The following is a 25,249-nucleotide window of genomic DNA, read 5'->3' as shown; positions in this document are numbered from 1 at the left end:
CGATGGAAGGCACCACGCCAGCGGTCGATCCCGGGCTTGCTGCCGCGCTCCGCGGCCTCGCCGACATCGCCTTGCCGCCTGATGTCTCGATGCTGCCGCAGACCTGGGCGTGGGCCGTACTAGCCGTTCTCGCTCTCTTGGCGATCGCCTTTGCGCTCTGGCGCTGGTACCGCTACCGTCAGCTCAATCGTTACCGTCGCGAGGCGCTTGGCGCGCTGCGCGAGATCGAAGGGCGTATCGGCGCTGCTCAAACACGGGGACATGCGCTCGCTGCACTGCCCGCCCTTCTCAAGCGCACGGCGCTCGCCGTCTGGCCGCGTGAGACGGTTGCCAATCTGAGCGGCAGCGGCTGGATCGGCTTCCTCGACGCCCATTCCGGTGGCCCGGTCTTTCCGGCAGCGGCAGCGCATTTCTTCGAAGAGGCGGAGTACCGCGGGCCGGCAGCGTTGGCATCTGTCCCGGAAGCCGAAGCGAAGGCCCACATCGCGGCGGCACGCCATTGGATCGAGGCGCATCATGTACGTCCTTGATCATCCGTGGCTGCTCGTGCTGCTGCCGCTTCCCGTCGTCATCTGGTGGCTGCTGCCTGCCTATCGCGAACAATCGTCGGCGATCCGCTTTCCCTTCTTCAAGGACATCACCGCGGCAGCCGGCATCGGGGCGACCGAGGGCTCGGTGGTGCCGAAGACCAATCTCGGGCAAAAGCTGATTGCGCCGACCTGCTGGATCCTGGTCGTCCTGGCGCTGGCCCGGCCGCAATACATCGAGCCGCCGATCGAAAAGACCGAACCGCAGCGCGACCTGATGCTGGCGATCGACCTCTCGCAATCGATGGACACCCGCGACTTTCACGATCCAGCCGGCAATCTCCAGGCCCGCGTCGACGCCGTACACAAGGTCGTTGCCGATTTCATCGACAAGCGCCCGGAGGACCGCCTCGGCCTCATCGCCTTTGGCGATGCGCCCTACCCCCTCGTGCCGTTTACACTCGACCACAAGACGGTCCAGGCGATGCTTGCCGATAGCCTGCCGGGCATGGCCGGCCCGCGCACTGCGATCGGCGATGCGATCGGCCTCGCCATCAAGATGTTCGACCAGAGCACGGCGCCGGATAAGGTCATGATCCTTCTGACCGACGGCAACGACACGGCAAGCAAGATGCCGCCTGACAAGGCCGCCGGCATCGCTGCCGATAAGCATATCGTCATCCACACGGTGGGTATCGGCGATCCCAATGCACAAGGAGAGCAGAAACTCGACACGTCGGTGCTGCAGCAGATCGCAACAGCGACGAACGGTCGATATTTCTTCGGCCAGGATCAGGCGTCGCTCGAGAAGATCTACGTGCTTCTCGACCAGCTGACGCCGGCCAACCAGAAGACCCTGTCCTGGCGTCCGCGTATCGAACTTTTCCACTATCCACTCGGTGCGGCGCTGATTGTCCTCCTCCTCTATCACTCCGCGATGTGGCTCCTCTCGGCGCGGACGGCCCGGCAGCGCGAGCGGGAGGCGGACGCATGATCGCCGATTTCCATTTCCTGCGCCCCCTCTGGTTGCTCGCACTGCTGGCTGCGCCCCTGCTTGTGGTCCTGATCGGCCGGCGCACCGACGTGCGCTCGCAATGGAAGGGCATGATCGCGCCGCATCTTCTCGACCATCTGCTGATCGAGAAGGGTGGGAAGCACCGGTTCCACCCCGTCCACTTGACTGCAGCCCTGATCGCGATTGCAGCGATCGCTGCCGCCGGACCGACATGGCAGCGTGAGAAACCGCCCTTTGTCGAAGACACTGCACCGCTGGCGATCGCCATCGATCTCACCGAAACGATGAACGCCACCGATATCTCGCCAACCCGGCTTGAGCGCGCCAAGCTCAAGGTGCAGGACATCCTTTCAATGCGAAAGGGCGCACACACCGCGCTCTTTGCCTATGCCGGCACGGCCCACATGGTCTTGCCGCTCACCGACGATGCCAATCTGATCCGGACCTATCTCGCCGCCCTGTCGCCCGGCATCATGCCGGTTTCCGGCCGGGACACCGGCAAGGCGCTGCAAGTGGTGGAAGCCGCGCTTTCCAGCGAGGCCGTTCCAGGCACGATCCTGTTCATGACGGATGGCGTCGAGCGCACGGCGTTCGACGCCTTTGCGCAGTACAAAGGGCGCAATGACCTGATGGTGCTCGGCATCGGCACCGCCGACGGCGGCCCGGTGAAGACGGCCGGCGGCCAGTTTCTGACGGATGCGACGGGCGCGCGGGTTCGCGCCAAACTCGACGTCGATGCGCTGAAAGCCTTGCAATCGGCTTCGAAGACGCAGGTGGCAACCGTCACGCCCGACGATAGCGACGTACGCTGGATCGTCAGGCGGATCCAGACCAGCTTTGCACAGAAGACGGCGGAGGGTCTGACACGCTGGTACGATGCCGGCTGGTGGCTGACCATTCCAATCACGTTCCTGGCCGCGCTCTGGTTCCGTCGCGGTTGGACGGTACGCTGGGCGGTCTATCTGGTTGCCATCGGCACGGTGCTTTCGGGAGCAAAAGCCGAAGCGGCCGATCGCAGCTTTGCCGATCTCTGGTTCACCCCGGATCAGCAGGGACAACGCGCCATCGCGCGCGGCGATTTCCAGGGTGCAGCCGGCGATTTTGCCGATCCGGCCTGGCAGGGCGTGGCGCTCTACCGCACCGGTCGTTACCAGGACGCCATCGATGCCTTCGCGCAAGCCGATACGGCCGAAAGCTACTACAATCAGGGCAACGCCCTGATGCACCTCGACAAGGCCGAAGAGGCGATTGCCGCCTACCAGCAGGCGCTGAAACGCCGCCCGGACTGGGCCGAAGCCAAACAGAATCTGACGGTCGCCGAAAAACGCAAGGCCGACAAGGACAAGCAGGATCAGGACGCCCAACAGGAGGCCGCCGGCCTCGACCCGGACCAGGTCCAGTTCGACGACAAGGGCAAGAAGGGCAAGGAAGGAACCGTCGCGGGCGCGCCACAGACCGCCGAGATGTGGATGCGCAACATCCAGGTTTCGCCAGCCGACCTGCTCGCGCGGAAATTCGCGATCGAAGCGAAGGATGCGCAACCATGACCCTTTGCATCTGGCGCCCGCTTCTCTGGCTCGTCGCCCTCTGGCTATCACTCGCCAACGTCGCCTTGGCCGCCGACCCCTTCGCGCGTGCCACGCTCGCCACCAAGGGAACGATTTATACCGGCCAGCAAATCGAAGTCGACGTCGACGTCTTCGCTCCCAATTACTTTCTGTCGCCGCCGCAGTTTCCGCTGTTCGACCTGCCCGGCACTGTTGTCACGATGCCCGACGATCGAGGCCTGAACCTCAACGAGACCATCAACGGCGTTGCCTTTTCCGGGATCCGCAAAACCTACATCATTACCCCGCAGGCAGCCGGCGACTACGTATTGCCGCCGGTCGATATCCCATTCGGCTACGCCGCCGTTCCGGGCGAAACAGCACAAGGCCAGGTGAAAATGCCGATGCTGCGGTTCACCGTCACGGTCGTACCGGGAGGTGCTGACGGTCGGTTGACTGTCACCTCCGCCAAGGTGACCATGACCCAGACCTTCGATCGCGACCCGGCAAGCCTCAACGCCGGTGATGCCCTGGTCCGCACCATCATCGTCAACGCGCAAGGGCTCGCAGCGATGATGATCCCGGAGCCGTCCTTCGATGCGCCTGAAGGCGCGCAGGTCTATGTCCACAATCCCGTTCTTTCCGAGGACAGATCCGACCGGGGCGAGTTCCGCGGCGGCATTCGCAAGGATACGGCCACCTATGTTTTTGCGAAAGCCGGTGAGTACACGATCCCTGCCATCCCCTTGCAGTGGTTTGATCCGGCAGTCGGCAAAGCCCAATCGGTCGACGCGCCTGCGGCCAAGGTGTCGGTTGCGGCAGCGCCCGCCAACGCGACAGGTCTTGCCCCACCATCTCCATCGCCGGAGGAAGCGCCCTTCGACTGGTTGTGGTGGATTGCCGCTGGCCTTGCCGTGGCGACATTTGCGCTCGTGATCCAAATTGCCGCCGTTTTGGCCGGTCGCGTCCAGGCATGGTTAGACGAAGTCCAGGCGGACCGAGCGCAGTCCGAACCCACGGCCTTCCGCCGCGTCGACGAGGGATGCCGTAGCGGCGACGCCCAACGTTTTGAAGCGGCGATCGACGCATGGTCGCGCAAGACGGGGAATGTGCCGTTGACGGAGTGGCTCGAACGCTTCGCCGACCCCGGGACGAACGCAGCCTTCGCCGACCACCAGCAGTCGCTTTATCGCTCCACGCAAGCGGCTCAGAAGCCCGATCTCCTGCCACTCAGAGCCGGTCTCACCAAGGCGAGGCGTCGCTGGCTCGAGCAAACCTCCGACATCGAGCCGGCGTCAGACAATGGCCTGCCCGATCTCAATCCGGTGTTCGAAACAGACGTGCTGAACACGCGCTAACGCTTGGCCACCGGGACGTTACGGCCCGATGCAGGCTTTCGTAACCGTTACGTACTTGCCGGTTGCACGCCGTTCAACCCACAGTTCAGCGGTACGATCCAAGACTTTGCCTGCCAGACCCAACGCAATCCGTCGTGGCCTCAGGGAGACATGAGATGCCCATTGATTTGAAGAGTGCCTTCGGCCTGCTGGCTGCTTCGGCGGTCCACAGGTCCATCAAGCCGAAAGCGCTTGCGCTTGCCGGCACCGTGCTGATGACGACGATCTCGGCGTCGTCCCTGCCGGCCTTCGCCCAGGATACAGCCAAGCCCAATATTCTCGTTATTTTCGGGGACGACATCGGCCAGACCAACATCAGCGCCTATTCCTTCGGCGTGATGGGCTACAAGACCCCGAACATCGACCGCCTCGCTAGCGAAGGCGTGCTGTTCACCGACTATTACGCCGAGAACAGCTGCACGGCGGGCCGCTCCACCTTCATCACCGGCCAGTCGGTACTGCGCACCGGCATGTCAAAGGTCGGTGTTCCCGGCGCGCCCGTCGGAATTCAGGATCGCGATGTCACGATTGCCCAGGCGTTGAAGCCGCTTGGCTACGCGACCGGACAGTTCGGCAAGAACCACCTTGGCGACAAGGACGAGTACCTGCCGACCGCCCACGGCTTCGACGAATTCTTCGGTAATCTTTACCATCTGAACGCGGAGGAAGAGCCGGAGCGGCCCTATTGGCCGAAGGATCCGAACGATCCCTTCGTCAAGGCGGCCACTCCGCGCGGTGTGCTGCATTCATTTGCCGATGGTAAGATCGAAGACACCGGTGCGCTCAACACGAAGCGCATGGAAACGATCGACGACGAAACCACGGCGGCGGCCATTGGCTTCATGGAAAAGCAGGTCAAGGAAGGCAAACCCTTCTTCACCTGGATGAACACGACACGCATGCACCTGTTTACGCACATACGGCCTGAATACCAGGGTCAGAGCGGCATGCCCGGCAACGACTATGCGGACGGCATGGTCGAACATGACAACGACGTCGGCAAACTCCTGAAAGCCATCGACGACCTGAAGATCGCCGACAACACCATCGTCGTCTACGCCACGGACAACGGCCCCAATCAGTTCTCGTGGCCGGACGCGGCAACCACGCCGTTCCGCAGTGAGAAAGATACCAACTGGGAAGGCGCTTTCCGCGTTCCCGCCATGATCCGCTGGCCGGGCAAGATCAAGCCTGGCGTCTCCAATGAGATGGTCTCCGGCCTCGACTGGTTCCCGACGCTGCTCGCAGCTGCCGGCGACAAAGACATCAAGGACCGGTTGCTGAAAGGCACGAAGCTCGGCGACAAGGACTTCAAGGTCCATCTCGACGGCTACAACCAGCTTCCCTACCTCACCGGCGAGCAACCGAAGGGATCCCGCAACGAGTTCTACTACTTCAATGACGACGCCAAGCTTGTTGCGATGCGCTTTGACAACTGGAAAGCCGTCTTCTGCGAAATGCGCAAGCCTGGCGGCTTCGATGTCTGGCAAGATCCGTTCACCTGCCTGCGCGTGCCGAAGATATTCAACCTGCGCATGGATCCCTACGAGCGCGCAGACATCGTCTCCGATCAATACAACGACTGGAGGACAAAGAACGTTTATCTTGCCGGGATTGCGACCATGAAGGCAGCTACTTTCCTGGAGACCTTCATCGAGTATCCGCCGAGCCAGAAGCCGGCAAGCTTCTCGGTCGATCAGGTCGAGGAGGGCGTGCATGCCAAAATCGACGAGATCATGAAAAAGGTCCCGGCGGCCCAGTAAGCTGATAAGGGCGGCGCGTCTCGGACGCGCCGCCTATTCCTTTTCCGCATTCAGCATCTATGGTGAGCCGGATTGACCGTAAAGAGTTCCGCACCCGTGTGCCCGGTCGATGTCGACGGGTCCAACGAGAGACAGAGTATGCAGCACCGGGCCTATGCCTTCAGCCCCGCCATGGCCGGCTTCATGCTCTTTTTGTCCGGTGCGGCCGCGCTGATCTTTCAGGTTCTCTGGATCAAGCAGCTCTCGCTCGTCACCGGTGTCGACATCCATGCGGTGAGCGCCGGCGTCAGCGCCTTCTTTCTCGGCCTTGCCCTTGGCAGCTTTATTCTCGGACGTTTCGGTGATCGCGCCACCCGTCCCTTGCGCGTCTATGCCCTGCTTGAAATCGGCGTCGCCCTGCTCGGCGTTGGGGTTACTTTTGGGCTTTCGCGGATCGCCCCACTCTTCGTCTCGATCGAGACGAACCTGCCCGTTGTCGCGTGGACAATGCTGATCCTGATTGTTGCCGCACCGGCTTTTCTGATGGGCGGAACGCTTCCCGTCCTCCTTCGCGCCCTCGAAACAGCGCCCGGCGGGGTTGGAGCCAAGGGTGGGCGTCTCTACGCGGCCAACACACTTGGCGCCATCACCGGCTGCCTTGCGGTCTCCTTCGTTATCGTTCCAGCGCTCGGGGTGCAGGCAACCGGCCTTGCCGCGGCCGCTCTCGGGCTTTCCGCCGCAGCGCTCGCGCTCTCTCGCAGCGCGGTGTCCGCGATCGCTGCACCGGCGGCATTGCCGGCATCCTCCACTGGCGAGGGCGGCTCGCGCCTCGCCCTTGCTCTCTACGCGCTCGCCGGCGGCGTGGCGCTCGGCTACGAGGTCGCCTGGTCGCAGGCAATCGTGCAATTCATCTCGACCCGCTCCTTCGCCTTCTCGGTCGTGCTTGCCACCTATCTGGCCGGCCTCGCGCTCGGTGCAGCGCTGTTTGCACGCCGAACCGATCGGCTTGCCGATCCCTGGACCACATTCGGCCTGCTCATTACCGCGGCGGGCCTCGTCGCACTTTTTGAGTTGGCCGTGCTCGGCACGTGGCTCACGGTTTGGCAGACAAACGCCGAAGCGGCGGTTGCAGCCGTCACAGGCAGCATATTTGCCGGCATGAGCGTCCGCTTCGTCGTGGCCGCACTTGCCATCGTTTTCGTGCCGACACTGATCCTCGGCGCCGCTTTTCCGGTGGCGTTGCGCCTTTCCGTCAACCCTGCCCATATCGGGCGCGATACCGGCCGTGTGCTCGCCTTCAATACGCTCGGCGGTATCGCCGGAACGCTTGCCACCGGTTTTCTGCTGATCCCGACGCTCGGTATCATCCGCAGCTTTGCCATCCTGGCGGTCATTGCCGCGGCGATCGGCCTTGTTGCGATTAGCAGAGGTAAGAGCAGCCTGCGTGCCGGCCCTCGACTTGCCGTGCCGGTGCTCGGTGCCCTCACTCTCTTGCTCGCCATCTTCGTGCCGCCGGACAGGCTCGCCGCTCTGCTGACGAAATCACGCAGCGACGGCACGATCGTTTCCTACGAAGAAGGCCTCGGCGCCACCGTCGCGGTCATCGAGCAGGGGCAAGCCGACCGCCGCTTCCGGCGGCTCTATATCCAGGGTGTCTCCAATACCGGCGATGCCATGCCGTCGCTGCGCTACATGCGGCTACAGGCCTTGTTGCCGCTCCTGATCCACAAGGGCGAACCGAAGTCGGCGCTGGTAATCGGTCTTGGAACCGGCATCACCGCCGGGTCGCTGCTGGCCTATCCCGGGCTGGAACGCCGCGTGGCAGCGGAACTCTTGCCTTCGGTCGCCCGCGCGTCTGCTCTGTTTGCGGGCAACCTTGGCGCTGCCGGAGATACGCGGCTGGAGATCCGCCTGCGCGACGGACGGCGCGAACTGCTGCGCAGCGAGGAGCGCTACGACCTCATCACTTTGGAGCCGCCGCCGCCGTCCGCAGCCGGCGTCGTCAATCTCTATTCGTCCGACTTCTACCGTCTGGCGCGCGCGCGTCTGGCCGAGAACGGCATGGTGGCGCAATGGCTACCTATCGCCACCCAGAATGACGAGGACACCCGCTCCCTCGTCAGAAGCTTCCTCGACACTTTCCCTGAAGTCACGCTCTGGTCGACCGAGCTACACGAGATGCTGCTGGTCGGGTCGCTCCAGCCGCAGGAACTCGATGCCACGCGAATCGCTGACCGGATGAAGGAGCGCCCGATTGCCTCGGCACTTGGCGAGGTCGGCATTTCCAGCCCGGCCGATCTGCTGGCGACCTGGATGATGGATCGCTCGGGACTGGAACGCTACGCAGGCAGCGCACTTCCGGTGACGGACGATCAGCCGCGCATCGAATACGCAAGCTGGGTGCGGCCCGACGAGTTGCAGCGCACGCTTCCGTCGCTGCTCTCTCTCAGGACCGAGCTTCCGCTCCTTGCGGCCGAGCCCGCAACGAAAACGGCGATTGCCGAAGCGCACAACAGGCTTCTGCTTTTCTATCAGGCCTCTCTCAATGCCTATGCCGGCTACCGCGCGGAATGGGCGCGCGACATGGAGGTGCTGATGCGGGTCGAACCGGCCGACCCGTATTACAGGTGGTTCGTTCCAAGCAGTCCGCGGTAACGGAGTTGATTGCTGTCGTTGACGTCCCGCTCTGTCTTCCGAGCGGCCTGCTCAAGCCGCGCGGACAACCGCAGCCGACCAAGAATAATTCCGCCGTAAAGGCAGCCTGGCGCGAAATATTTGCGCAACGGCCCTTATGAATGGCACCTGATTGCAACCCGGCATCCACGATCACGGTGTATCCTGTCGCCATTCAATCCAACCATCTGTTGGGCAGGGAGGCAGGAAATCTCATGACGGACCAGGACAATTCAGCAGCCGCCGCGACATCGCGGGCGGCGATGGAAGGTGAGCTGGGCATTCTGGCGCGGCGGCGCATAGAGGCCGGCATCATTGCACCGATCTATGAGGCGATGCGCGAAGAGATCGGCGAGGAACGCGCCCAGGCGATCCTCGACAAGGCTGTCAGCCGCGCCGCCATCGAGGCCGGCAAGGCGTTTGCGGCCAAGACCCCCGGCGGCACCAATCTACGGACGTTCCAGGAGCTGCAGGATCTCTGGACGCAGGACGATGCGTTGACGATCGAGGTGACGAAGGCGACCGACGACGAGTTCCACTACAACGTCAAGCGCTGTCGATACGCGGAGACCTATCGCGAGATGGGGCTCGGCCATATCGGACACTTGCTTTCCTGCAACCGTGACGGCGTTTTTTGCACCGGCTACGATCCGCGCATCACGCTGGAGCGCACGCAGACAGTGATGCAAGGCGCGTCCCATTGCGACTTCCGCTACCGCCTGAATGCTGAAGCGGCGGGAGAAGCGAAATGACCGCCACGGGGCAAGCGCGCAAACCCCTGGCTACCGGAACCAACATGCCTGCGATCAACGGCGACCGGCTATGGGCCGATATCGTTGCCACGGCGGGCTTCGGCGGCACCGACAAGGGCGGCGTGACCCGGCTGACACTGACGGAGGAAGACCGGCAAGTCCGCGACTGGTTCATCGCCGAATGCCGCTCGCTTGGCTGCACGATCGAAGTCGACCGGATCGGCAATATCTTCGCTACCTATCCCGGCGAAGACCCGTCACTGCCGCCGATCGCGGTCGGAAGTCACCTTGATACCCAGCCGCAGGGCGGCAGGTTCGACGGGATCCTCGGCGTGCTCGCGGGGGTGGAACTGATCCGCACGCTGAAGGAGACAGCGACTGTGCTGCGGCACGGCCTGACCGTCGTCAACTGGACGAACGAGGAAGGTTCGCGCTTCTCGCCGGCGATGATGGGTTCCGGCGTCTTTTCCGGCGCATCGCGCCTGGAAGCAATCGAGGCTTTGATCGACCGGGACGGAAAGACGGTGTTGGCGGCGCTCGAAACCATCGGCTATCGCGGCGAAACCGCTGTCGGTCATGTCGGCTTTGCCGCCTATGTCGAGCTCCACATCGAGCAAGGCCCGCTGCTGGAGGCGACAGCGACCGAGATCGGCATCGTCACCGGCGTCCAGGGCGTGCGCTGGTTCGATGTGACGATCACGGGGACGGAAGCCCATGCCGGCAGCACCCCGATGGCGCAGCGTGACGACGCGCTGGTCGCAGCCTCCGAGATCGTGCTTGCCGTGCGCGATATCGCGCGCCGTCACGCACCCGGCGTCGGCACCACAGGGTCTGCCGCAGTCGGCCCCAATTCGCGCAATGTCGTGCCGGGCTCGGTGCAGTTGCAGATCGACATGCGCCACCCCTTCGAAGCAGGGCTAGACCAGATGCAGGCCGCGCTTGAGCAGGCGATCGGGGCGATCGACGCCAGGGTCGCCCTCAGTCACATCTGGTCGAAGCAGCCGGTCGTGTTCGATCCCGGCATTGTCGATGCCGTGCGTGCCAGCGCAGCCACACTCGGTTACTCCGCAACCGAGGTCGTCTCCGGCGCCGGTCACGATGCCGCCCATATCGCCGGCAGGTGCCCGACCGCCATGATCTTCGTGCCATCGAAGGACGGGCTGTCGCACAACGAAGCGGAGTATTCCTCGCCAGAGGAATGCGCCCGCGGTGCCGACGTGCTGCTGCAGACGGTGCTACAGATCGATCTGAAATAGCGAAAAGCGTCGCCGGCGGTATGTTCCGCCGGCGACGTTGGTTTCAATGCTCGTTTCCGCGCTCTCAGCGCTTGGTGTTACGCAGGCCGCTAGAGCGTTTCCGATTTAGACGGAAACACAGAAACGCTCTATGTCTCTGTTTTTACGCATTTCCTGACGGAAAACCGCTCCGCATTTTTCCTGGAAATGCTTTATCCCATAGCCACCACGCTTTGCGCCACATGCCGGCTCAGCCGCGGGCCGAGTCCAGTTGCTCGTTATCTTTCTCGACTTGCTGCGCCTTCAGATAGCTTTCGATCAGCAGCTGATATTCCGGGAAGATCTTGGTGTAGATCTCGGCCCATTGCTGCGCGTCGTCGCGGTGCCAGGTGCGCTGCAGTTCGGAGGCGACAGCAGCCGTGTCCATCGGGATAACACCCGCCTGGACGACGCGGGCAAGGGTGATCTCTTGTGCCATCTTCGAATAGGTGCCCGACGCATCGACGACGGCGAAAACCTTGTAGCCCTCGTGCGCGGCGCTGATCGCCGGGAACGCCATGCAGACGCTGGTGATCGTGCCGGCAATGATCAGCGTCTTGCGGGCGGTCGCCTTGACGGCCGCAACGAAGTCCGGGTTGTCCCAGGCGTTGATCTCGCCGCGACGGGCGACATATCTCGCATGCGGCGCATTGGCGTGGATTTCCGGGATCAGCGGGCCGTTCGGGCCTTGCGGCACCGACGCCGTGGTGATCACAGGCATTTTCGCCAGCGTCGCCATGCTGGCGAGCGCTGCCGCGTGAGCGCGAAGCTTCGGCATCGGCATGTCGTTGACGGTCTGGAACAGGCCGCTCTGATGGTCGATCAGAAGCATGACCGCATCGTCCGGGTCGATGACCGGGCGGGCGCCGTTGAAGTTTGCGACATTCGTCATGGGCTTTTCTCCTAGGGTGGCCCGCGGTTAGCGGGAAGCCTTGGTGGTGGTGTAGCTGTTGATCAGGTTGCGGTAGTCGGGGATATGGTTCGAGAACAGCGTTCCAAGCCCCTCGACGTCGTTGCGCCAATCGCGGTGCAGTTCGCAGGCGACACCGAACCAGGTCATCAGCTGGGCGCCGGCCTGCGACATGCGATCCCAGGCAGAATGGCGGGTGATGTCGTTGAACGTGCCGGAGGCATCGGTCACGACGAAGACATCGAAGCCTTCCTCGATGGCGGACAGCGCAGGGAATGCGACGCAAACCTCGGTGACGACGCCGGCAATGATCAGTTGCTTCTTGCCAGTGGCCCTGATCGCCTTGACGAAGTCTTCATTGTCCCAGGCATTGATTTGGCCGGGGCGCGGAATGAAGGGAGCATCGGGAAACATTTCCTTCAGCTCCGGCACGATCGGACCGTTCGGCCCGTCCTCGAAACTGGTCGTCAGAATCGTCGGCAGCTTGAAGTATTTCGCGAGATCGGCGAGCGCCAGAACATTGTTCTTGAACTTATCCGGGTCGATATCCCTGACCAGCGAGAGCAGGCCCGCCTGGTGGTCAACAAGCAGGACCGCAGCCTGATCCTTGTCGAGACGCTTGTATGTTTTTGCCATGGTGAAGGCTCCTTCATCTTTCGTCATGTCCGCGTGCTCGGGCCGTCGATCGGCCGTCATGCGCTCGGCGCGGGGTTCCGAGCACCCGAGAGCTCAAAGTGCCGGTTCGGGGACGGCGCCGAAGCGGCCGTTCTGGAAGTCGGCGAAGGCCTGGCGGATTTCGTCGGCGGTGTTCATCACGAACGGCCCATGCATGACCACCGGCTCGTCAATCGGCTCAGCACTCAGGACAAGCACCGTCGCATCGGAGCTCGCGTCGAGTGTGATGGCGCCGCCTTCACGGCTCATGAGGCCGAACTGGGCTTCGCCGATCAGGTCGCTGCCGTTGACGAGCACGGTTCCGCGCAACACCGCCAGCCCGACCGAATGGCCTTGAGGCAGCTCAAGGGCCAGCGAACCGCCCTGATTGAGGCGAAGATCCCAGAGATTGATCGGCGTAAACGTCTGCGCCGGTCCGTCGCGACCGTCGAACGTACCGGCGATCACCCTGAGCGTGCCGGCACGTTCCGGCAGCGTCACTGCGGGAATGTCACCGTTGAGCAGGGTTTGGTATCGCGGCCTTACGGACTTGGCCCGCGCCGGCAGGTTGACCCAGAGCTGGACCATTTCCAGCGTGCCGCCCTGCCTGGTGAAAGCGTCGGAGTGGTATTCCTCATGCATGATACCGCCAGCGGCTGTCATCCATTGCACGTCGCCCGGGCCGATATGGCCACCATTGCCGGCAGAGTCGCGGTGATCCACTTCGCCACGGTAGACGACGGTCACCGTTTCGAAGCCTCGATGCGGGTGCACGCCGACACCGCGACGGTGCGTTGCCGGCGCAAACTCCGCCGGGCCTGCATAGTCAATCAGCAGGAACGGGCTTGCATGCTCGCCGACGCTGTCATGGGACAAAAGCGAGCGCACCGGAAAGCCATCGCCGACCCAGTGCGATCGGGCGTTTCCGAAGATGCCGAGTATCTTGCGCATGTCTGTTTCTCCTTGTGCATCGTGTGACAAGCGATGGCGTTGGGAGGAACATATTCTTGTGACAAATCTGGCGGTAGGTAGCTAAAACGGGCTACAGTGTCCTAAAGACAGGACAATAATTCACCATGCAGGACTTGAACGATCTTAAACTTTTCGTCGATGTCGTCGAGCAGAACGGCTTTGCGGCGGCAGCCCGCAAGCTCGATATGCCGCGCTCGCGGCTCAGCCGTCGCATCGGACTGCTGGAAGAGCGGCTCGGCGTCCGTCTCGTCCAGCGCTCGACGCGCCACTTCGTCGTTACGGATATCGGCAAGGAATACTACCGCCATTGCGTCGCCATGCTGGTGGAAGCCGAAGCGGCGCAAGAGGTGATCGACCGCACGCGTTCCGAGCCCCAGGGCGTCGTGCATGTCAGTTGCCCCTCCTCAGTGCTCTATTTCCAGGTCGGCGAAATGATCGCCCGCTTCATGGCCGGCTGCCCGAAGGTCGAGGTGGTGCTGGAGAGCACCAACAGGCAGGTGGATGTGCTGCGGGAAGGCATAGACATTGCCATCCGCGTCCGCTTCCCGCCGCTGGAAGAGAGCGATCTGGTGATCAAGCGACTGGCCGAGAGCGCGCAGCGCCTGGTCGCCAGCCCCCGGCTGCTCCGTCCCGACGCACGGCCCTTGACGCCCGCCGATCTCGCCACCCTTCCGAGCCTGGCATGGAATTCAAACCGGCAGGAGCATGAGTGGTGCCTGGACGGACCCGATGGCGCCAGCGCCATCGTGCGCCACAACCCGCGGCTTGTCACCGAAGACATGGTGGCCCTGCGCCTCGCCGCACTGAAAGGCGTCGGTGTCACACAATTGCCGACCATGGTCGTCAGGCAGGATCTGAAGGATGGAGCGCTGGTCGACGTGCTGCCGCAGTGGGCGCCCCGGGCCGGCATCATTCATGCCGCCTTTCCGTCCCGGCGTGGGCTGCTCCCCTCGGTCAGGGCCCTGCTCGACTTTCTTGCCGTCGAATATGCCGAGCTTGCGCGTCTGGACGAACCCAGAACGTGATGCCGCCGCAGTCCTGTGTCAGGAAGCGTCGACCGTGCGCGTCTTCAGGATCGCCGAAAAGCGCGGATCGAAGGTACGGCTGATCGGCTCGGCGGCAGCGCCGATGGCGACTGCCCAGGGATCAGTGAATCCGACTTGCAGCCGTGGCAGTCGGCGGTCGCGACGATCGGCGAGCGAGGGAAGCAGTGGTTGCATTGCATTGGTGATCAACTGCGCCAAGCTCGGCGGCAGCCCGCCGCACAGGATCACGGTCTGTGGATCGAAGATGGTTTCCAGCGCCTGCACCGCCGCGCGCAATTCGTAGACGGCCGCATCCAGCCAACCTGGCAACCGGATATCCCCGCCTGCGACTGCCGCATCGATGCGGGCATAGAGCTCCGGGTCGGCGGGATCGAACTCGAGCAGCTTGCAGAGAGACGCAATCGAGGCGCGGTATTCGAGCGGTGTGCGCTCATGCTCGGCAGCCCCCCGCGGCCGGCTGAGGATCATGCCGATCTCGCCGCCGTTGCCGTTGGCGCCCCGATAAAGCTCGCCGTTGAGGATCAGCCCGGCGCCAAGACCGTAGCCGAGATAGATACAGATGGCGTGATCGACACCGTGCGCTGCGCCGACCAGACGCTCGGCCGTGGCGGCCGCCGCCGAATCGTTCTGCAAGGCAACATCGAGGCCGGTGCCGGCGGCAAGCGTTTCAAGCAGCGGGTAATTCTGCCAGGCCGCCATCATCCAGGGATCGTCGCCGTCCGCCTCAACCCCGAACGGACCCGGCATCGCCGCACCAAGTCCGACAAGGCGTTGCTCCGATTGCGGCGCGATCGACGCCAGATCACGCCGGGTCTTTTCGATGAGATCGAGAATGGTCTTGACACCGGTCGCCGGCCCGCCCGCCGGAAGGTTGGCCTCTGCGCGCGCCAGAACGGTACCCTCGAGATCCACCGCGATGGTGCGCGTGACGTGCCGGTCGATCTGCAGGCCGATGGCAAAGGCGCCCTCGGCAACCAGGCGATAGGGCGTCGACGGCTGTCCCCGGCCATTGCGGACCGCTGTCAGCGACTGCACCAGCCCGTCGCATTCCAGATCCTCGATGATGTTGGAAACCGTCTGCTTCGTCAGCGCGGTCGCACGGGCAAGGTCGGCGCGGGACAGTTGCCCGTTCAGCCGCAATGCGTCGATCATGACGCGCCGGTTGTGGGCGCTCGTCCCTTCCTGGTTGGTGCCGCTCTTTGCCCGGATCGGCCGCAAATCATTCATCCCGAAAACCCCACTTGACACCGTTAGAATATTGAACAAGAAATAAGTCAAGACAATTGACTTAATTGGGAGCCGCAAAGAGCTCCGGGGGAACGAAGGCTACGACCAGAGGTCGTCACCAGCGCTCCGATAGATATGTCGACGGCCGCCCGCAAGCGGGCGGATTTCTCATATCCGGCTCACCGGAAAGGTGTGCCGGCAAACTGAAACGCTCAGTTATTGGAGGCAGGAATGTTGAAATCCATTAAAACCACATTGCTCAGCGCAACCTTGCTCGGCTTGTCCTTTGCCGGCCACGCCTATGCCGAAACCACGCTCAATGCACTGTTCATGGCGCAGGCGGCCTATAGCGAAGCCGACGTGCGCGCCATGACCGAGGCCTTCACCAAGGCCAATCCGGATGTGAAGGTCAATCTTGAATTCGCCCCCTACGAGGGCCTGCACGACAAGACCGTGCTGGCGCAGGGCTCTGGCGGCGGCTATGACGTCGTGCTCTTCGACGTAATCTGGCCGGCCGAATACGCCTCCAACAAGGTGCTGGTCGATGTCTCCGACCGCATCACCGACGAGATGAAATCCGGCGTCCTGCCGGGCGCCTGGACGACGGTCGAATATGACGCCAAGCGCTACGGCATGCCGTGGATCCTCGACACCAAATACCTGTTCTACAACAAGGAAATCCTTGAGAAGGCCGGCATCAAGGCGCCGCCGAAGACCTGGGACGAACTGACCGAACAGGCCAAGATCATCAAGGACAAGGGACTGGCCGCAACGCCGATCGCTTGGAGCTGGTCGCAGGCCGAGGCAGCGATCTGCGACTACACCACGCTCGTCAGCGCCTATGGCGGCAAGTTCATCGACGGCGGCAAACCTGCCTTCACGTCGGGCGGCGGTCTCGACGCGCTCAACTACATGGTAACGAGCTATTCTTCGGGGCTCACCAATCCGAACTCGAAGGAGTTCCTGGAAGAAGACGTTCGCAAGGTCTTCCAGAACGGTGAAGCCGCCTTCGCGCTCAACTGGACCTACATGTACAACCTCGCCAACGACCCCAAGGAAAGCAAGGTCGCCGGCAAGGTCGGCGTCGTGCCGGCACCGGGTGTCGCGGGCAAGAGCGAGGTTTCGGCCGTCAACGGCTCGATGGGCCTTGGCATCACCTCGACCAGCAAGCATCCGGACGAAGCGTGGAAGTACATCGTCCATATGACCTCGCAGCCGACGCAGAATGCCTATGCCAAGCTGAGCCTGCCGATCTGGGCGTCCTCCTATGAAGACGCCAACGTCACCAAGGGCCAGGAAGAGCTGATCGCCGCTGCGAAGCTCGGCCTTGCCGCCATGTATCCGCGCCCGACGACGCCGAAGTACCAGGAGCTTTCGACAGCCCTGCAACAGGCGATCCAGGAAGCGCTGCTTGGCCAGGCCTCCGCCGAGGATGCGCTGAAGACCGCCGCCGAAAACAGCGGCCTCTGACCCCTTCGGTCCTCGACTTCCCGGGTGGCTCTGCCGCCCGGGACTTGCCGGGACGATTTGTTCGGCAATAGCATCATGGCCAAGATGGCCGAAAAGGTTTCCAACCCATGTCCGGTACCTGGATAACGACGCGCGCGTGGCTTTTAATGCTGCCGCTGCTCATAGTCATGATCGCTGTCATCGGCTGGCCGCTGCTCGACACTGTCAGGCTTTCGTTCACCGATGCGAAGCTCGTCGGCACCGAAGGCACATTCGTCGGCATCGACAACTATGCCAAGGTGCTCGGCGGCTCAAATTTCCAGCGCGCCCTGGTCACCACAACCTGGTTCGCGGTGATCTCGGTAACGGCCGAAATGGTGATCGGCGTGCTGGCGGCTCTCTTGCTCAATCAGCAATTTCGCGGCCGCACGGCGCTGCGCGCCTTGATGATCCTGCCCTGGGCGCTGCCGACCGTCGTCAATGCCACTCTGTGGCGGCTGATCTACAATCCGGAATATGGTGCATTGAACGCCGCCCTGACCCAGATCGGACTGATCGACAGCTATCGTTCCTGGCTCGGCGAGCCCGGGTCGGCGCTGACCGCGCTCATCGTCGCCGATTGCTGGAAGAACTTTCCGCTTGTCGCCCTGATCGCGCTTGCCGCCCTTCAGGGCGTGCCGCGCGACATCACGGCCGCCTCGCTCGTCGATGGCGCCGGGCCGATAAACCGCTTCCGCTATGTCATCATGCCCTATCTCGCAGGTCCGCTGCTGGTGGCACTGGTGCTGCGCACGATCGAGGCCTTCAAGGTGTTCGACCTTGTCTGGGTGATGACGCGCGGCGGTCCGGCCAATAGCACGCGCACGCTGTCGATCCTCGTCTATCAGGAAGCCTTCTCGTTTCAGCGCGCGGGATCCGGCGCCTCCCTCGCACTGATCGTCACCCTCCTGGTCACGGTGCTCGCGGTCGCTTATGCCGCCCTCGTGCGCAAAGCTGCAGGAGCCACCTGATGGAACGCCAGGCCCCGCTCTTTACCGCCTTCATCTACGCCTCGGCCCTTTTGCTGGCGGCCGTCATCCTTGCGCCCGTCCTGTGGCTCTTCATCATGAGCATCTCGTCTGCCGCCGACCTTTCGGCAAAGCCGCTCAACTGGTGGCCCGATGAGATCGACCTGTCGCGCTACGGCGTGCTGCTGAGCACGCTCGAAAACAGCGCGGGTGCGGCCTTCGTCGCCTCGCTCCTCAACAGCCTGAAGGTTGCCGGCATGGCGACGCTTGCCGCCATTGCCGTTGCCATTCCCTCGGCCTGGGCCGTGTCGCGGACGCCTGCGGTCTCCTGGTCGCTCTACGCGGTGATCGCCACCTACATGCTGCCGCCGGTGGCGCTGGCCGTGCCGCTCTATATGGGGCTTGCCACTCTCGGCCTTTTGAACTCGGTCTTCGGTCTGGCGCTCGTCTATCTCACCATCCTTGCACCGTTTACCACCTGGCTGCTGAAATCCGGCTTCGATGCCATCCCGAAGGAAATCGAGAGCGCTGCGATGATCGACGGCGCACGGCTCGACCAGATCCTGAGGATCATCACCCTGCCGCTCGCAGCCCCCGTCATGGCAACCTCGGCGCTCTTTGCCTTCCTGCTTGCCTGGGACGAATTCTTCTACGCGCTGCTGTTCACATCGGACCTGCGCGCCAAGACGCTCACGGTCGCCATCGCCGATCTCGCCGGCGGCCGTGTTTCCGACTACGGACTGATCGCAACAGCCGGCGTGCTTGCCGCCCTGCCCCCGGTGCTGATCGGTCTCGTCATGCAGAAAGCCTTGATCTCAGGGCTCACCAGCGGCGGCGTCAAGGGATGACCATGAGCGATACAACCAACCGCCCGGCCGGGCTCATTGCAATCGATCTTGAAATGGCACGCCAGGCCGCTGACGCGGTCGCATCGTTCCATGCCGCCGAGGCGCTTGCCGGCAGGATCGCCGCATCGCTCAAATCGACCGGCAAGCTGTTGTTGCTCGGCATGGGCGGCTCGCATGCCGTCGGCCGCGCGCTCGAACCGCTCTACCGTGCGCACGGCATTGATGCGATCGCACTGCCGTTGTCCGAGCAATTGGGACAGCCGCTGGCGATTGAGGGCAAGACGATCCTCGTCACCTCGCAGTCGGGGGAAAGTGCGGAGGTATTGCGCTGGTTTGCGGAAACGAACGGAGCCACGAGCGACACCTTCGGCCTGACCCTTGAAGGCAGCTCGTTCCTGGCCCGCAGCGCGCCCTCCCTGGTCGGCGTCGGCGGCACGGAAAAGGCATTCGCTGCGACACGCAGCCTGACGATCAGCTTTGCTTTGCACCTTTCAGTCCTGGCCGCCCTCGGCGACGACGCTGCCGCAGCCTTGCAGGCAATCGAAGCGCCGCAAGCGCCCGACGCGGCAGCGGCGCTCGCAGCCCTTGCCGGCGTCCGCGCCGTCGTGACGTCAGGCCGCCAACTTCAGGGATTGGCCGAAGCAATCGGCCTCGGCCTGACCGAGTTGTCGCGACTGCCCTGCTTCTCGCTCGAAGGCGGGCAACTGCGGCACGGGCCGATGGAGATGCTCGGCCCGTCGGTCGGCGTCGTCCTGTTTCGCGCCGCAGATGCAACCGCCGGCCTCGTCAGCGCCATGGCGGTTTCGGCAGCAGAAGCCGGCGCGCCGGTCATCGTCTTCGATGCCTCCGGCGAGACACCGATCCCCGGCGTGACCACGCTTTCCTTCGAAAAGGCCGCCGGCATGGCAGCGATCTTTGCGATGCTGCCGGTGGCGCAATCCTTCATGATCGCCTTTGCGCAGGCACGCGTCACTGACGCCGGAACGCCGGTGCGGTCGACCAAGATTACCCGGAGTGAATGAAGCATGCGTCCTCTTGTCGTCATCGGCAACGTCAACGTCGATCTCATCCTCGGGCCGGCCGCTCCCTGGCCGAAGGCGGGTACAGAAATCATCGTCGACCATGACGAACTGCGCGTCGGCGGCTGTGCCGGCAACAGCGCGCTTGCTTGGGATTCGCTCGGCGTCGACTATGCGATTGCCGCAAACATCGGCAACGACCAGTTCGGCACCTGGCTGAAGGACGCCTTTGCCGAGCGCGCCAGCGGCTGGCCAGTCAAAAACGTCGGCACGACCCTGTCGGTCGGCATCACCCATCCGGACGGCGAACGCACCTTTTTCACCACCCGCGGGCACCTGCCGCTCTTCAGTTTCGACGAAGTCCGCGCCATGCTCGATGGCGAGCGCCTGCGTGGCGGCCTTGCGCTGCTTGCCGGTTCGTTCCTGACCGATGCGCTGACCGCTGCCTATGACGATGTCTTCGACTGGGCCGAGGCGCACGATATCGCCGTCGCGCTCGACACCGGCTGGCCGCTCGACGGCTGGACGGACACAAACTGTGCCGCGACGATCGGCTGGCTGAAACGCTGCCGGCTTGCGCTCTTCAACGAGGTCGAGACGACGACGCTGACCGGCCTTGCCGATCCAGCGGACGCCGCCCGCGCACTGAAGACACATATGCCCGAAGACGCGATCGTCGTCGTCAAGCGCGGGCCAAACGGGGCATTGGCCCTTGGCTCGACCGGAGACATCGTCTCCGTCGCCGCGCCCTCGGTCAAAGTGATCGACACGATCGGCGCCGGCGACGTGTTCAACGCCGGCTTTCTTGCAGCCCTTGCAGCCGGTATGCCGCTCAAGGACTGCCTTCGCACCGGCGTCACCATAGCTTCCGAGGCGATCTCGACGCTGCCGCGCGCTTATGGAAACCCCTTATCCGCCTTTCTTCAGGAGACGACCGCATGAGCGCGCTTGAGATCCGCAACATTCACAAGCGCTACGGCGAAGTCGAGACGCTGAAAGGCATCGACATCGCGCTGGAAAGCGGCGAATTCCTAGTGCTGCTCGGCTCGTCGGGCTGCGGCAAGTCGACCCTGCTCAACATCATCGCCGGCCTTGCCGAACCGAGCGGTGGCGACATCCGTATCGGCACCCGCTCGATCGTCGGGGTACACCCCAAGGATCGCGACATCGCCATGGTGTTCCAATCCTATGCGCTCTACCCGAACATGAGCGTCGCCCGCAACATCGGCTTCGGCCTCGAAATGCGCAAAGTTCCGGCGCCCGATCGGGAGAGGGCCGTCGCTGAGACCGCAAAACTGCTGCAGATCGAAAACCTGCTTCAGCGCAAGCCAAGCCAGCTCTCCGGCGGTCAGCGCCAACGCGTCGCCATCGGTCGGGCGCTGGTGCGCAATCCGCAGGTGTTCCTTTTCGACGAACCGCTGTCTAACCTCGACGCCAAGCTGCGCATGGAGATGCGCACGGAGCTGAAGCGACTGCACCAGTTGCTGAAGACGACCGTGGTCTATGTGACCCACGACCAGATCGAGGCGATGACACTGGCCACCCGCATCGCCGTCATGCGCGACGGCCGCATCGAACAGCTCGGTACGCCGGAAGAGATCTACGACCGCCCGGCAACGCTCTATGTCGCCGGCTTCGTCGGCTCGCCGCCGATGAACATTTTCGAGGCCGCGGTCTCTGACGGCGGCTTGCGAGTGCAGGGCGGCGACGAGCCGATCGCCCTGCCGGCACGCTTCCACGGCAGAGTGCATACTGTCCAACGGGTCAAGGTCGGCATCCGCCCGGAGGCGCTGCGGCTGGCAACCGACGAGGCAAATGCGCTGCGGCTGACCGCCCGCGTGGACGTGGTCGAACTGACCGGCCCGGAACTGGTGGCCACGGCGCGTATCGGCGGCGAGCGGATCACCGCTTGCCTGCCGCCGCGCACGCAGCTTGCAATCGATACCGAGCGGTCCTTTGCCTTCGACGAAGGCGCCTTGCATCTGTTCGACCCGGAAACCGGTCGATCGCTGCTCGCCTCGTAACGCCGAGAGCAACCGTTGCGTGCGGCAGTGACCTGTGCATAGTCCAAGGTCCTGACGTTATGGTGCGAGGATTGCGATGAAGCCGTTGAGCCATTTCTTTTCTGTTATCGACGCCGCGTCCGGCGCGGACGACCAACCCGCGATCGCGGCCGAATTCGCCCGCATTTCCGAGACCACGGGCCGGATTGCAGCATTGGTGGCCGCGTACGAACGCCTGTCAACGAAAGGCGCACATCGAACCTTCCGGGCGACCGGCGAAGTCGGGCCATTACCGGCAGCCTCCCCTGCCAAGACCGGCGCTTAGCAAAAAGGGTGTGGATGCTCGTCGCCGACACGCCCACCGGTTCATGAAGATCAGCCGGGAGGAAATCTCTTGGCGTAAACTATTTCGCGCGTGGCTAGCAGCACGCTCTCGCCGTCCTCCGCCAACCCCTGATCACCTGCATCTCGCCATTTTTTCCCTCCACTTATATTCCATTATAATAGATTTAAATCCTGAATAATGGATTGACGCCTGGAATGCCGACGGTCATAACTTGTCAAGGGCGAATGATGTAGCTTCGTCTTATGTAGCGCCCGACAGAAGGATTTGATGAGCGATGCCCGTGCCGATCGAAACCCCCGCCGTGCTGGTGGATATCGAGATTGCCAAGCGGAACATCCGCACGTTCCAGACCTATGCGGATGCGCACGGCATCCGCGTCCGCCCGCATATCAAGACGCACAAGTTGCCACAGATGGCCGAGCTGCAGCTGGACGCCGGCGCGGTTGGCATCACCTGCCAGAAGGTGACCGAAGCCGAGGCGATGGTGGACGGCAGCGAGCGGATCACCGACGTGCTCATCACCTACAACATCCTGGGCAAGCCCAAGCTCAATCGCCTCGAAGGCCTCAACAATCGCATTGCACTTGCCGTCGTCGCCGACAACGAAACCGTCATCGATGGTCTGTCCTCGCATTTCTCGGCCAAGGACAAGCCGCTCCGGGTGTTTGTCGAATGTAACACCGGCGCTGACCGGTGCGGGGTGCCATCACCGGCCGAGGCCGCCCGTCTGGCAAAGCGGATCAACGATGCCGAGGGCGTAGACTTCGCCGGATTGATGACCTATCCGCCGATTGCGGGCGAAGCGAAAGTCCAGGCCTTCATGAGCGAGGCCAAGCGCCTGATCGAGGCCGACGGCATCGCTGTGCCCTCAATCACATCAGGCGGCACGCCCAGCATGATGCATGCTGCCGGCGCGCCGGTCGCGACCGAATACCGTCCCGGCACCTACATCTACAACGACCGCTCCCTCGTTTCGCGCGGGGTCGCCACCTGGGACGACTGTGCCCTCACCGTGCTCGCCACCGTCGTCTCGGTGCCCTCGGAACACCGCGCGATCATCGATGCCGGCAGCAAGGTGCTCACCGCCGACCTCCTGGGCCTGACGGGCTATGGCCATGTGCTTGGCCGCGACGACATCCGTATCGACCAGCTTTCTGAAGAACACGGCCGGCTGGTAAGCGACGGGCCGATCCGGCTCGCGGTCGGAGAGCAGTTGCGGATCGTCCCGAACCATGCATGCGTCGTCACCAACATGGTCGACGCCGTGCATATTGTCGAAGGCGACGAGCCCAAGGCCGTCTGGCCGATCGTCGCACGCGGCCACGTACTCTAACCGCCTCGCATCAACCGGCGCGCAAACACCGCCCGAATGACATCGGCAACGCTCAAGTCGCGACTTCCGGACCATGTTCGAGCCAGTCGCGTCTTCGAAGCCGCAATTTTGATGCACGCCTGAGAAAACGCCATGCTATCCTCCCGCCGGCTCTCCAAACAGGGAAGATTGGCGGGTCGGATGGGCGCCGGGCAAACTGTTCCTAAAAAATGCTAAATAACGATAGGACATTTCCCCATAGCCACTTCCAGCATCATCAGTTTGCGTTGTTGCAGTCGATTAAATTGATAGTTTTATCTGGTAACCGATGGAGGTCGAGATGGGCTTTGGACGAATTACCGGAATTGTGGGACTGGCAATTGTAGTCGGAGGCCTGCAGCTTGGTGCTGCAAGTGTGGCTTTTGCCGACACGACGATCCTGAACGTGTCCTATGACCCGACACGTGAACTTTATAAGGACTTCAACGTCGCTTTCGCTGAAAAGTGGAAGGCGGACACCGGTGAAACGGTGACGATCCAGACGTCACATGGCGGTTCGGGCAAACAGGCTCGCTCCGTGATCGACGGTCTGCAGGCCGATGTCGTGACCCTCGCACTTGAGGCCGATATCGACGCGATCGCCAAGGAAACCGGAAAGATCCCGGCGGACTGGAAGACCAAGTTCGAAAACAACAGCGCACCCTATACGTCGACAATCGTCTTCCTAGTGCGCAAGGGCAACCCGAAAGGCATCAAGGACTGGGGCGATCTGGTCAAGCCTGACATCCAGGTGATCACGCCGAACCCGAAGACCTCGGGCGGCGCCCGCTGGAACTTCCTGGCGGCCTGGGCCTATGCCCGCGCTGCAAATGGCGGCGACGATGGCAAGGCACAGGAATTCGTCACCGAGCTGTTCAAGCATGTGCCGGTGCTCGACACCGGTGCGCGTGGCTCGACCACGACATTCGTGCAGCGTGGCCTTGGCGACGTTCTGCTCGCCTGGGAAAACGAAGCCTATCTTTCGCTGGAGGAGCTGGGCCCCGATAATTTCGATATCGTCACGCCGTCGATCTCGATCAAGGCCGAGCCGCCGGTGGCACTTGTCGACGGTAACGTCGATGCCAAGGGCACGCGCAAGGTCGCCGAGGCCTATCTCGGTTACCTCTACAGCGATGCCGGCCAGAAGATCGCAGCCAAGCACTACTACCGTCCGTTCAAGCCGGCTGCTGCCGACCCCAAGGACGTCGCGCGGTTCGGTGATCTCAAGCTCGTGACGATCGAGGACTTTGGTGGCTGGAAGGAAGCGCAACCGAAGTACTTCGGCGACGGTGGCGTGTTCGACCAGATCTACAAGCCGGGCCAATAATCGACCCTGTTGAAGCAATGATGCAATCGGCCGGAACATCCGATCCGGCCGATTGTTTTGTCAGGCCCGCATGGGGATTGCGGGTATAATGGGAGCGCCTGGGTTTTCCTGAGGCGCATGGAAGAGGTGAGCTGGATTTGAGAGAGCATGGCCACAAGAGCCG

Annotated in this window: 22 protein-coding genes; 18 read left to right on the top strand and 4 right to left on the bottom strand. The window is 63.0% G+C overall.

Features of this window, described 5'->3' with window-relative positions:
• Positions 1-2: 2 nt before the first annotated feature.
• The 8 genes from AC07UR_RS27675 (at position 3) to AC07UR_RS27640 (ending at position 10,909) form a co-directional block, all read left to right on the top strand.
• The gene (locus AC07UR_RS27675) at positions 3-530 is read left to right on the top strand and encodes a DUF4381 domain-containing protein (RefSeq protein WP_173423132.1); all 528 of its coding nucleotides are present in this window, start codon (positions 3-5) and stop codon (positions 528-530) included.
• The gene (locus tag AC07UR_RS27670) at positions 517-1,521 is read left to right on the top strand and encodes a vWA domain-containing protein (RefSeq protein ID WP_209790074.1); all 1,005 of its coding nucleotides are present in this window, start codon (positions 517-519) and stop codon (positions 1,519-1,521) included. The genes AC07UR_RS27675 and AC07UR_RS27670 overlap by 14 nt, the downstream gene beginning before the upstream one ends.
• Positions 1,518-3,089 (top strand): vWA domain-containing protein, encoded by a 1,572-nt coding sequence (locus AC07UR_RS27665; protein WP_173423134.1) that lies wholly within the window; start codon positions 1,518-1,520, stop codon positions 3,087-3,089. The genes AC07UR_RS27670 and AC07UR_RS27665 overlap by 4 nt, the downstream gene beginning before the upstream one ends.
• Positions 3,086-4,447 carry a BatD family protein gene (locus AC07UR_RS27660; protein WP_173423135.1) on the top strand — a complete coding sequence of 454 codons (1,362 nt, stop codon included), beginning with the start codon at positions 3,086-3,088 and terminating at the stop codon, positions 4,445-4,447. The genes AC07UR_RS27665 and AC07UR_RS27660 overlap by 4 nt, the downstream gene beginning before the upstream one ends.
• Before the next feature lie 254 nt (positions 4,448-4,701).
• The gene (locus AC07UR_RS27655) at positions 4,702-6,249 is read left to right on the top strand and encodes an arylsulfatase (protein WP_234903128.1); all 1,548 of its coding nucleotides are present in this window, start codon (positions 4,702-4,704) and stop codon (positions 6,247-6,249) included.
• 138 nt (positions 6,250-6,387) lie between these two features.
• Complete coding sequence (locus AC07UR_RS27650) at positions 6,388-8,883, top strand: fused MFS/spermidine synthase (protein ID WP_234941768.1); 2,496 nt, start codon at positions 6,388-6,390, stop codon at positions 8,881-8,883.
• Between the two features lie 233 nt (positions 8,884-9,116).
• Positions 9,117-9,653 carry an L-2-amino-thiazoline-4-carboxylic acid hydrolase gene (locus AC07UR_RS27645; RefSeq protein ID WP_209790075.1) on the top strand — a complete coding sequence of 179 codons (537 nt, stop codon included), beginning with the start codon at positions 9,117-9,119 and terminating at the stop codon, positions 9,651-9,653.
• A gap of 44 nt (positions 9,654-9,697) precedes the next feature.
• Positions 9,698-10,909, top strand: a complete 1,212-nt coding sequence (locus tag AC07UR_RS27640; RefSeq protein WP_234941769.1) for a Zn-dependent hydrolase — start codon at positions 9,698-9,700, stop codon at positions 10,907-10,909.
• 229 nt (positions 10,910-11,138) lie between these two features.
• Here AC07UR_RS27640 and AC07UR_RS27635 read toward each other — a convergent pair whose 3' ends face one another.
• The 3 genes from AC07UR_RS27635 to AC07UR_RS27625 form a co-directional block, all read right to left on the bottom strand.
• Positions 11,139-11,819, bottom strand: a complete 681-nt coding sequence (locus AC07UR_RS27635; RefSeq protein WP_173423140.1) for an isochorismatase family protein — start codon at positions 11,817-11,819, stop codon at positions 11,139-11,141.
• Positions 11,820-11,846: 27 nt separating this feature from the next.
• Positions 11,847-12,473: an isochorismate family cysteine hydrolase YcaC gene (gene ycaC / locus AC07UR_RS27630; protein WP_173423141.1), complete on the bottom strand. Its 627-nt coding sequence runs from the start codon at positions 12,471-12,473 to the stop codon at positions 11,847-11,849.
• A gap of 93 nt (positions 12,474-12,566) precedes the next feature.
• Positions 12,567-13,442 carry a pirin family protein gene (locus tag AC07UR_RS27625; RefSeq protein WP_209790077.1) on the bottom strand — a complete coding sequence of 292 codons (876 nt, stop codon included), beginning with the start codon at positions 13,440-13,442 and terminating at the stop codon, positions 12,567-12,569.
• Positions 13,443-13,567: 125 nt separating this feature from the next.
• Here AC07UR_RS27625 and AC07UR_RS27620 point away from each other — a divergent pair, with 125 nt between their 5' ends.
• Positions 13,568-14,488: a LysR family transcriptional regulator gene (locus AC07UR_RS27620; RefSeq protein WP_209790078.1), complete on the top strand. Its 921-nt coding sequence runs from the start codon at positions 13,568-13,570 to the stop codon at positions 14,486-14,488.
• Between the two features lie 18 nt (positions 14,489-14,506).
• Here AC07UR_RS27620 and AC07UR_RS27615 read toward each other — a convergent pair whose 3' ends face one another.
• The gene (locus AC07UR_RS27615) at positions 14,507-15,736 is read right to left on the bottom strand and encodes an ROK family transcriptional regulator (protein WP_209790079.1); all 1,230 of its coding nucleotides are present in this window, start codon (positions 15,734-15,736) and stop codon (positions 14,507-14,509) included.
• A 231-nt stretch (positions 15,737-15,967) separates the two neighbouring features.
• On the opposite strand from AC07UR_RS27615, the gene AC07UR_RS27610 reads away from it, so the two are divergent.
• From AC07UR_RS27610 to AC07UR_RS27570, 9 genes are all read left to right on the top strand, one after another.
• Positions 15,968-17,206 carry an extracellular solute-binding protein gene (locus tag AC07UR_RS27610; RefSeq protein WP_209790080.1) on the top strand — a complete coding sequence of 413 codons (1,239 nt, stop codon included), beginning with the start codon at positions 15,968-15,970 and terminating at the stop codon, positions 17,204-17,206.
• Between the two features lie 107 nt (positions 17,207-17,313).
• Positions 17,314-18,195 carry a carbohydrate ABC transporter permease gene (locus tag AC07UR_RS27605; RefSeq protein WP_173423146.1) on the top strand — a complete coding sequence of 294 codons (882 nt, stop codon included), beginning with the start codon at positions 17,314-17,316 and terminating at the stop codon, positions 18,193-18,195.
• Positions 18,195-19,040, top strand: a complete 846-nt coding sequence (locus tag AC07UR_RS27600; RefSeq protein ID WP_173423147.1) for a carbohydrate ABC transporter permease — start codon at positions 18,195-18,197, stop codon at positions 19,038-19,040. Before AC07UR_RS27605 ends, AC07UR_RS27600 begins: the two co-directional genes overlap by 1 nt.
• Positions 19,037-20,062, top strand: a complete 1,026-nt coding sequence (locus AC07UR_RS27595; RefSeq protein WP_173423148.1) for an SIS domain-containing protein — start codon at positions 19,037-19,039, stop codon at positions 20,060-20,062. The genes AC07UR_RS27600 and AC07UR_RS27595 overlap by 4 nt, the downstream gene beginning before the upstream one ends.
• Positions 20,063-20,065: 3 nt before the next feature.
• Positions 20,066-21,001 carry a PfkB family carbohydrate kinase gene (locus AC07UR_RS27590; RefSeq protein ID WP_209790081.1) on the top strand — a complete coding sequence of 312 codons (936 nt, stop codon included), beginning with the start codon at positions 20,066-20,068 and terminating at the stop codon, positions 20,999-21,001.
• Positions 20,998-22,083: an ABC transporter ATP-binding protein gene (locus tag AC07UR_RS27585; protein ID WP_209790082.1), complete on the top strand. Its 1,086-nt coding sequence runs from the start codon at positions 20,998-21,000 to the stop codon at positions 22,081-22,083. The genes AC07UR_RS27590 and AC07UR_RS27585 overlap by 4 nt, the downstream gene beginning before the upstream one ends.
• A gap of 76 nt (positions 22,084-22,159) precedes the next feature.
• Complete coding sequence (locus AC07UR_RS27580) at positions 22,160-22,387, top strand: hypothetical protein (protein ID WP_209790083.1); 228 nt, start codon at positions 22,160-22,162, stop codon at positions 22,385-22,387.
• Positions 22,388-22,682: 295 nt separating this feature from the next.
• On the top strand, positions 22,683-23,741 hold the full coding sequence (locus AC07UR_RS27575) for a D-TA family PLP-dependent enzyme (protein WP_209790084.1): 1,059 nt from the start codon (positions 22,683-22,685) through the stop codon (positions 23,739-23,741).
• A gap of 307 nt (positions 23,742-24,048) precedes the next feature.
• Positions 24,049-25,086: a sulfate ABC transporter substrate-binding protein gene (locus AC07UR_RS27570; protein WP_412728350.1), complete on the top strand. Its 1,038-nt coding sequence runs from the start codon at positions 24,049-24,051 to the stop codon at positions 25,084-25,086.
• Positions 25,087-25,249: the final 163 nt, after the last annotated feature.

The organism is Ensifer sp. GW821-FHT05G01 (genome assembly GCF_059419585.1).
The sequence above is the reverse complement of the archived record's forward strand: the minus strand, read 5'-3'. Positions and strand labels throughout refer to the sequence as shown.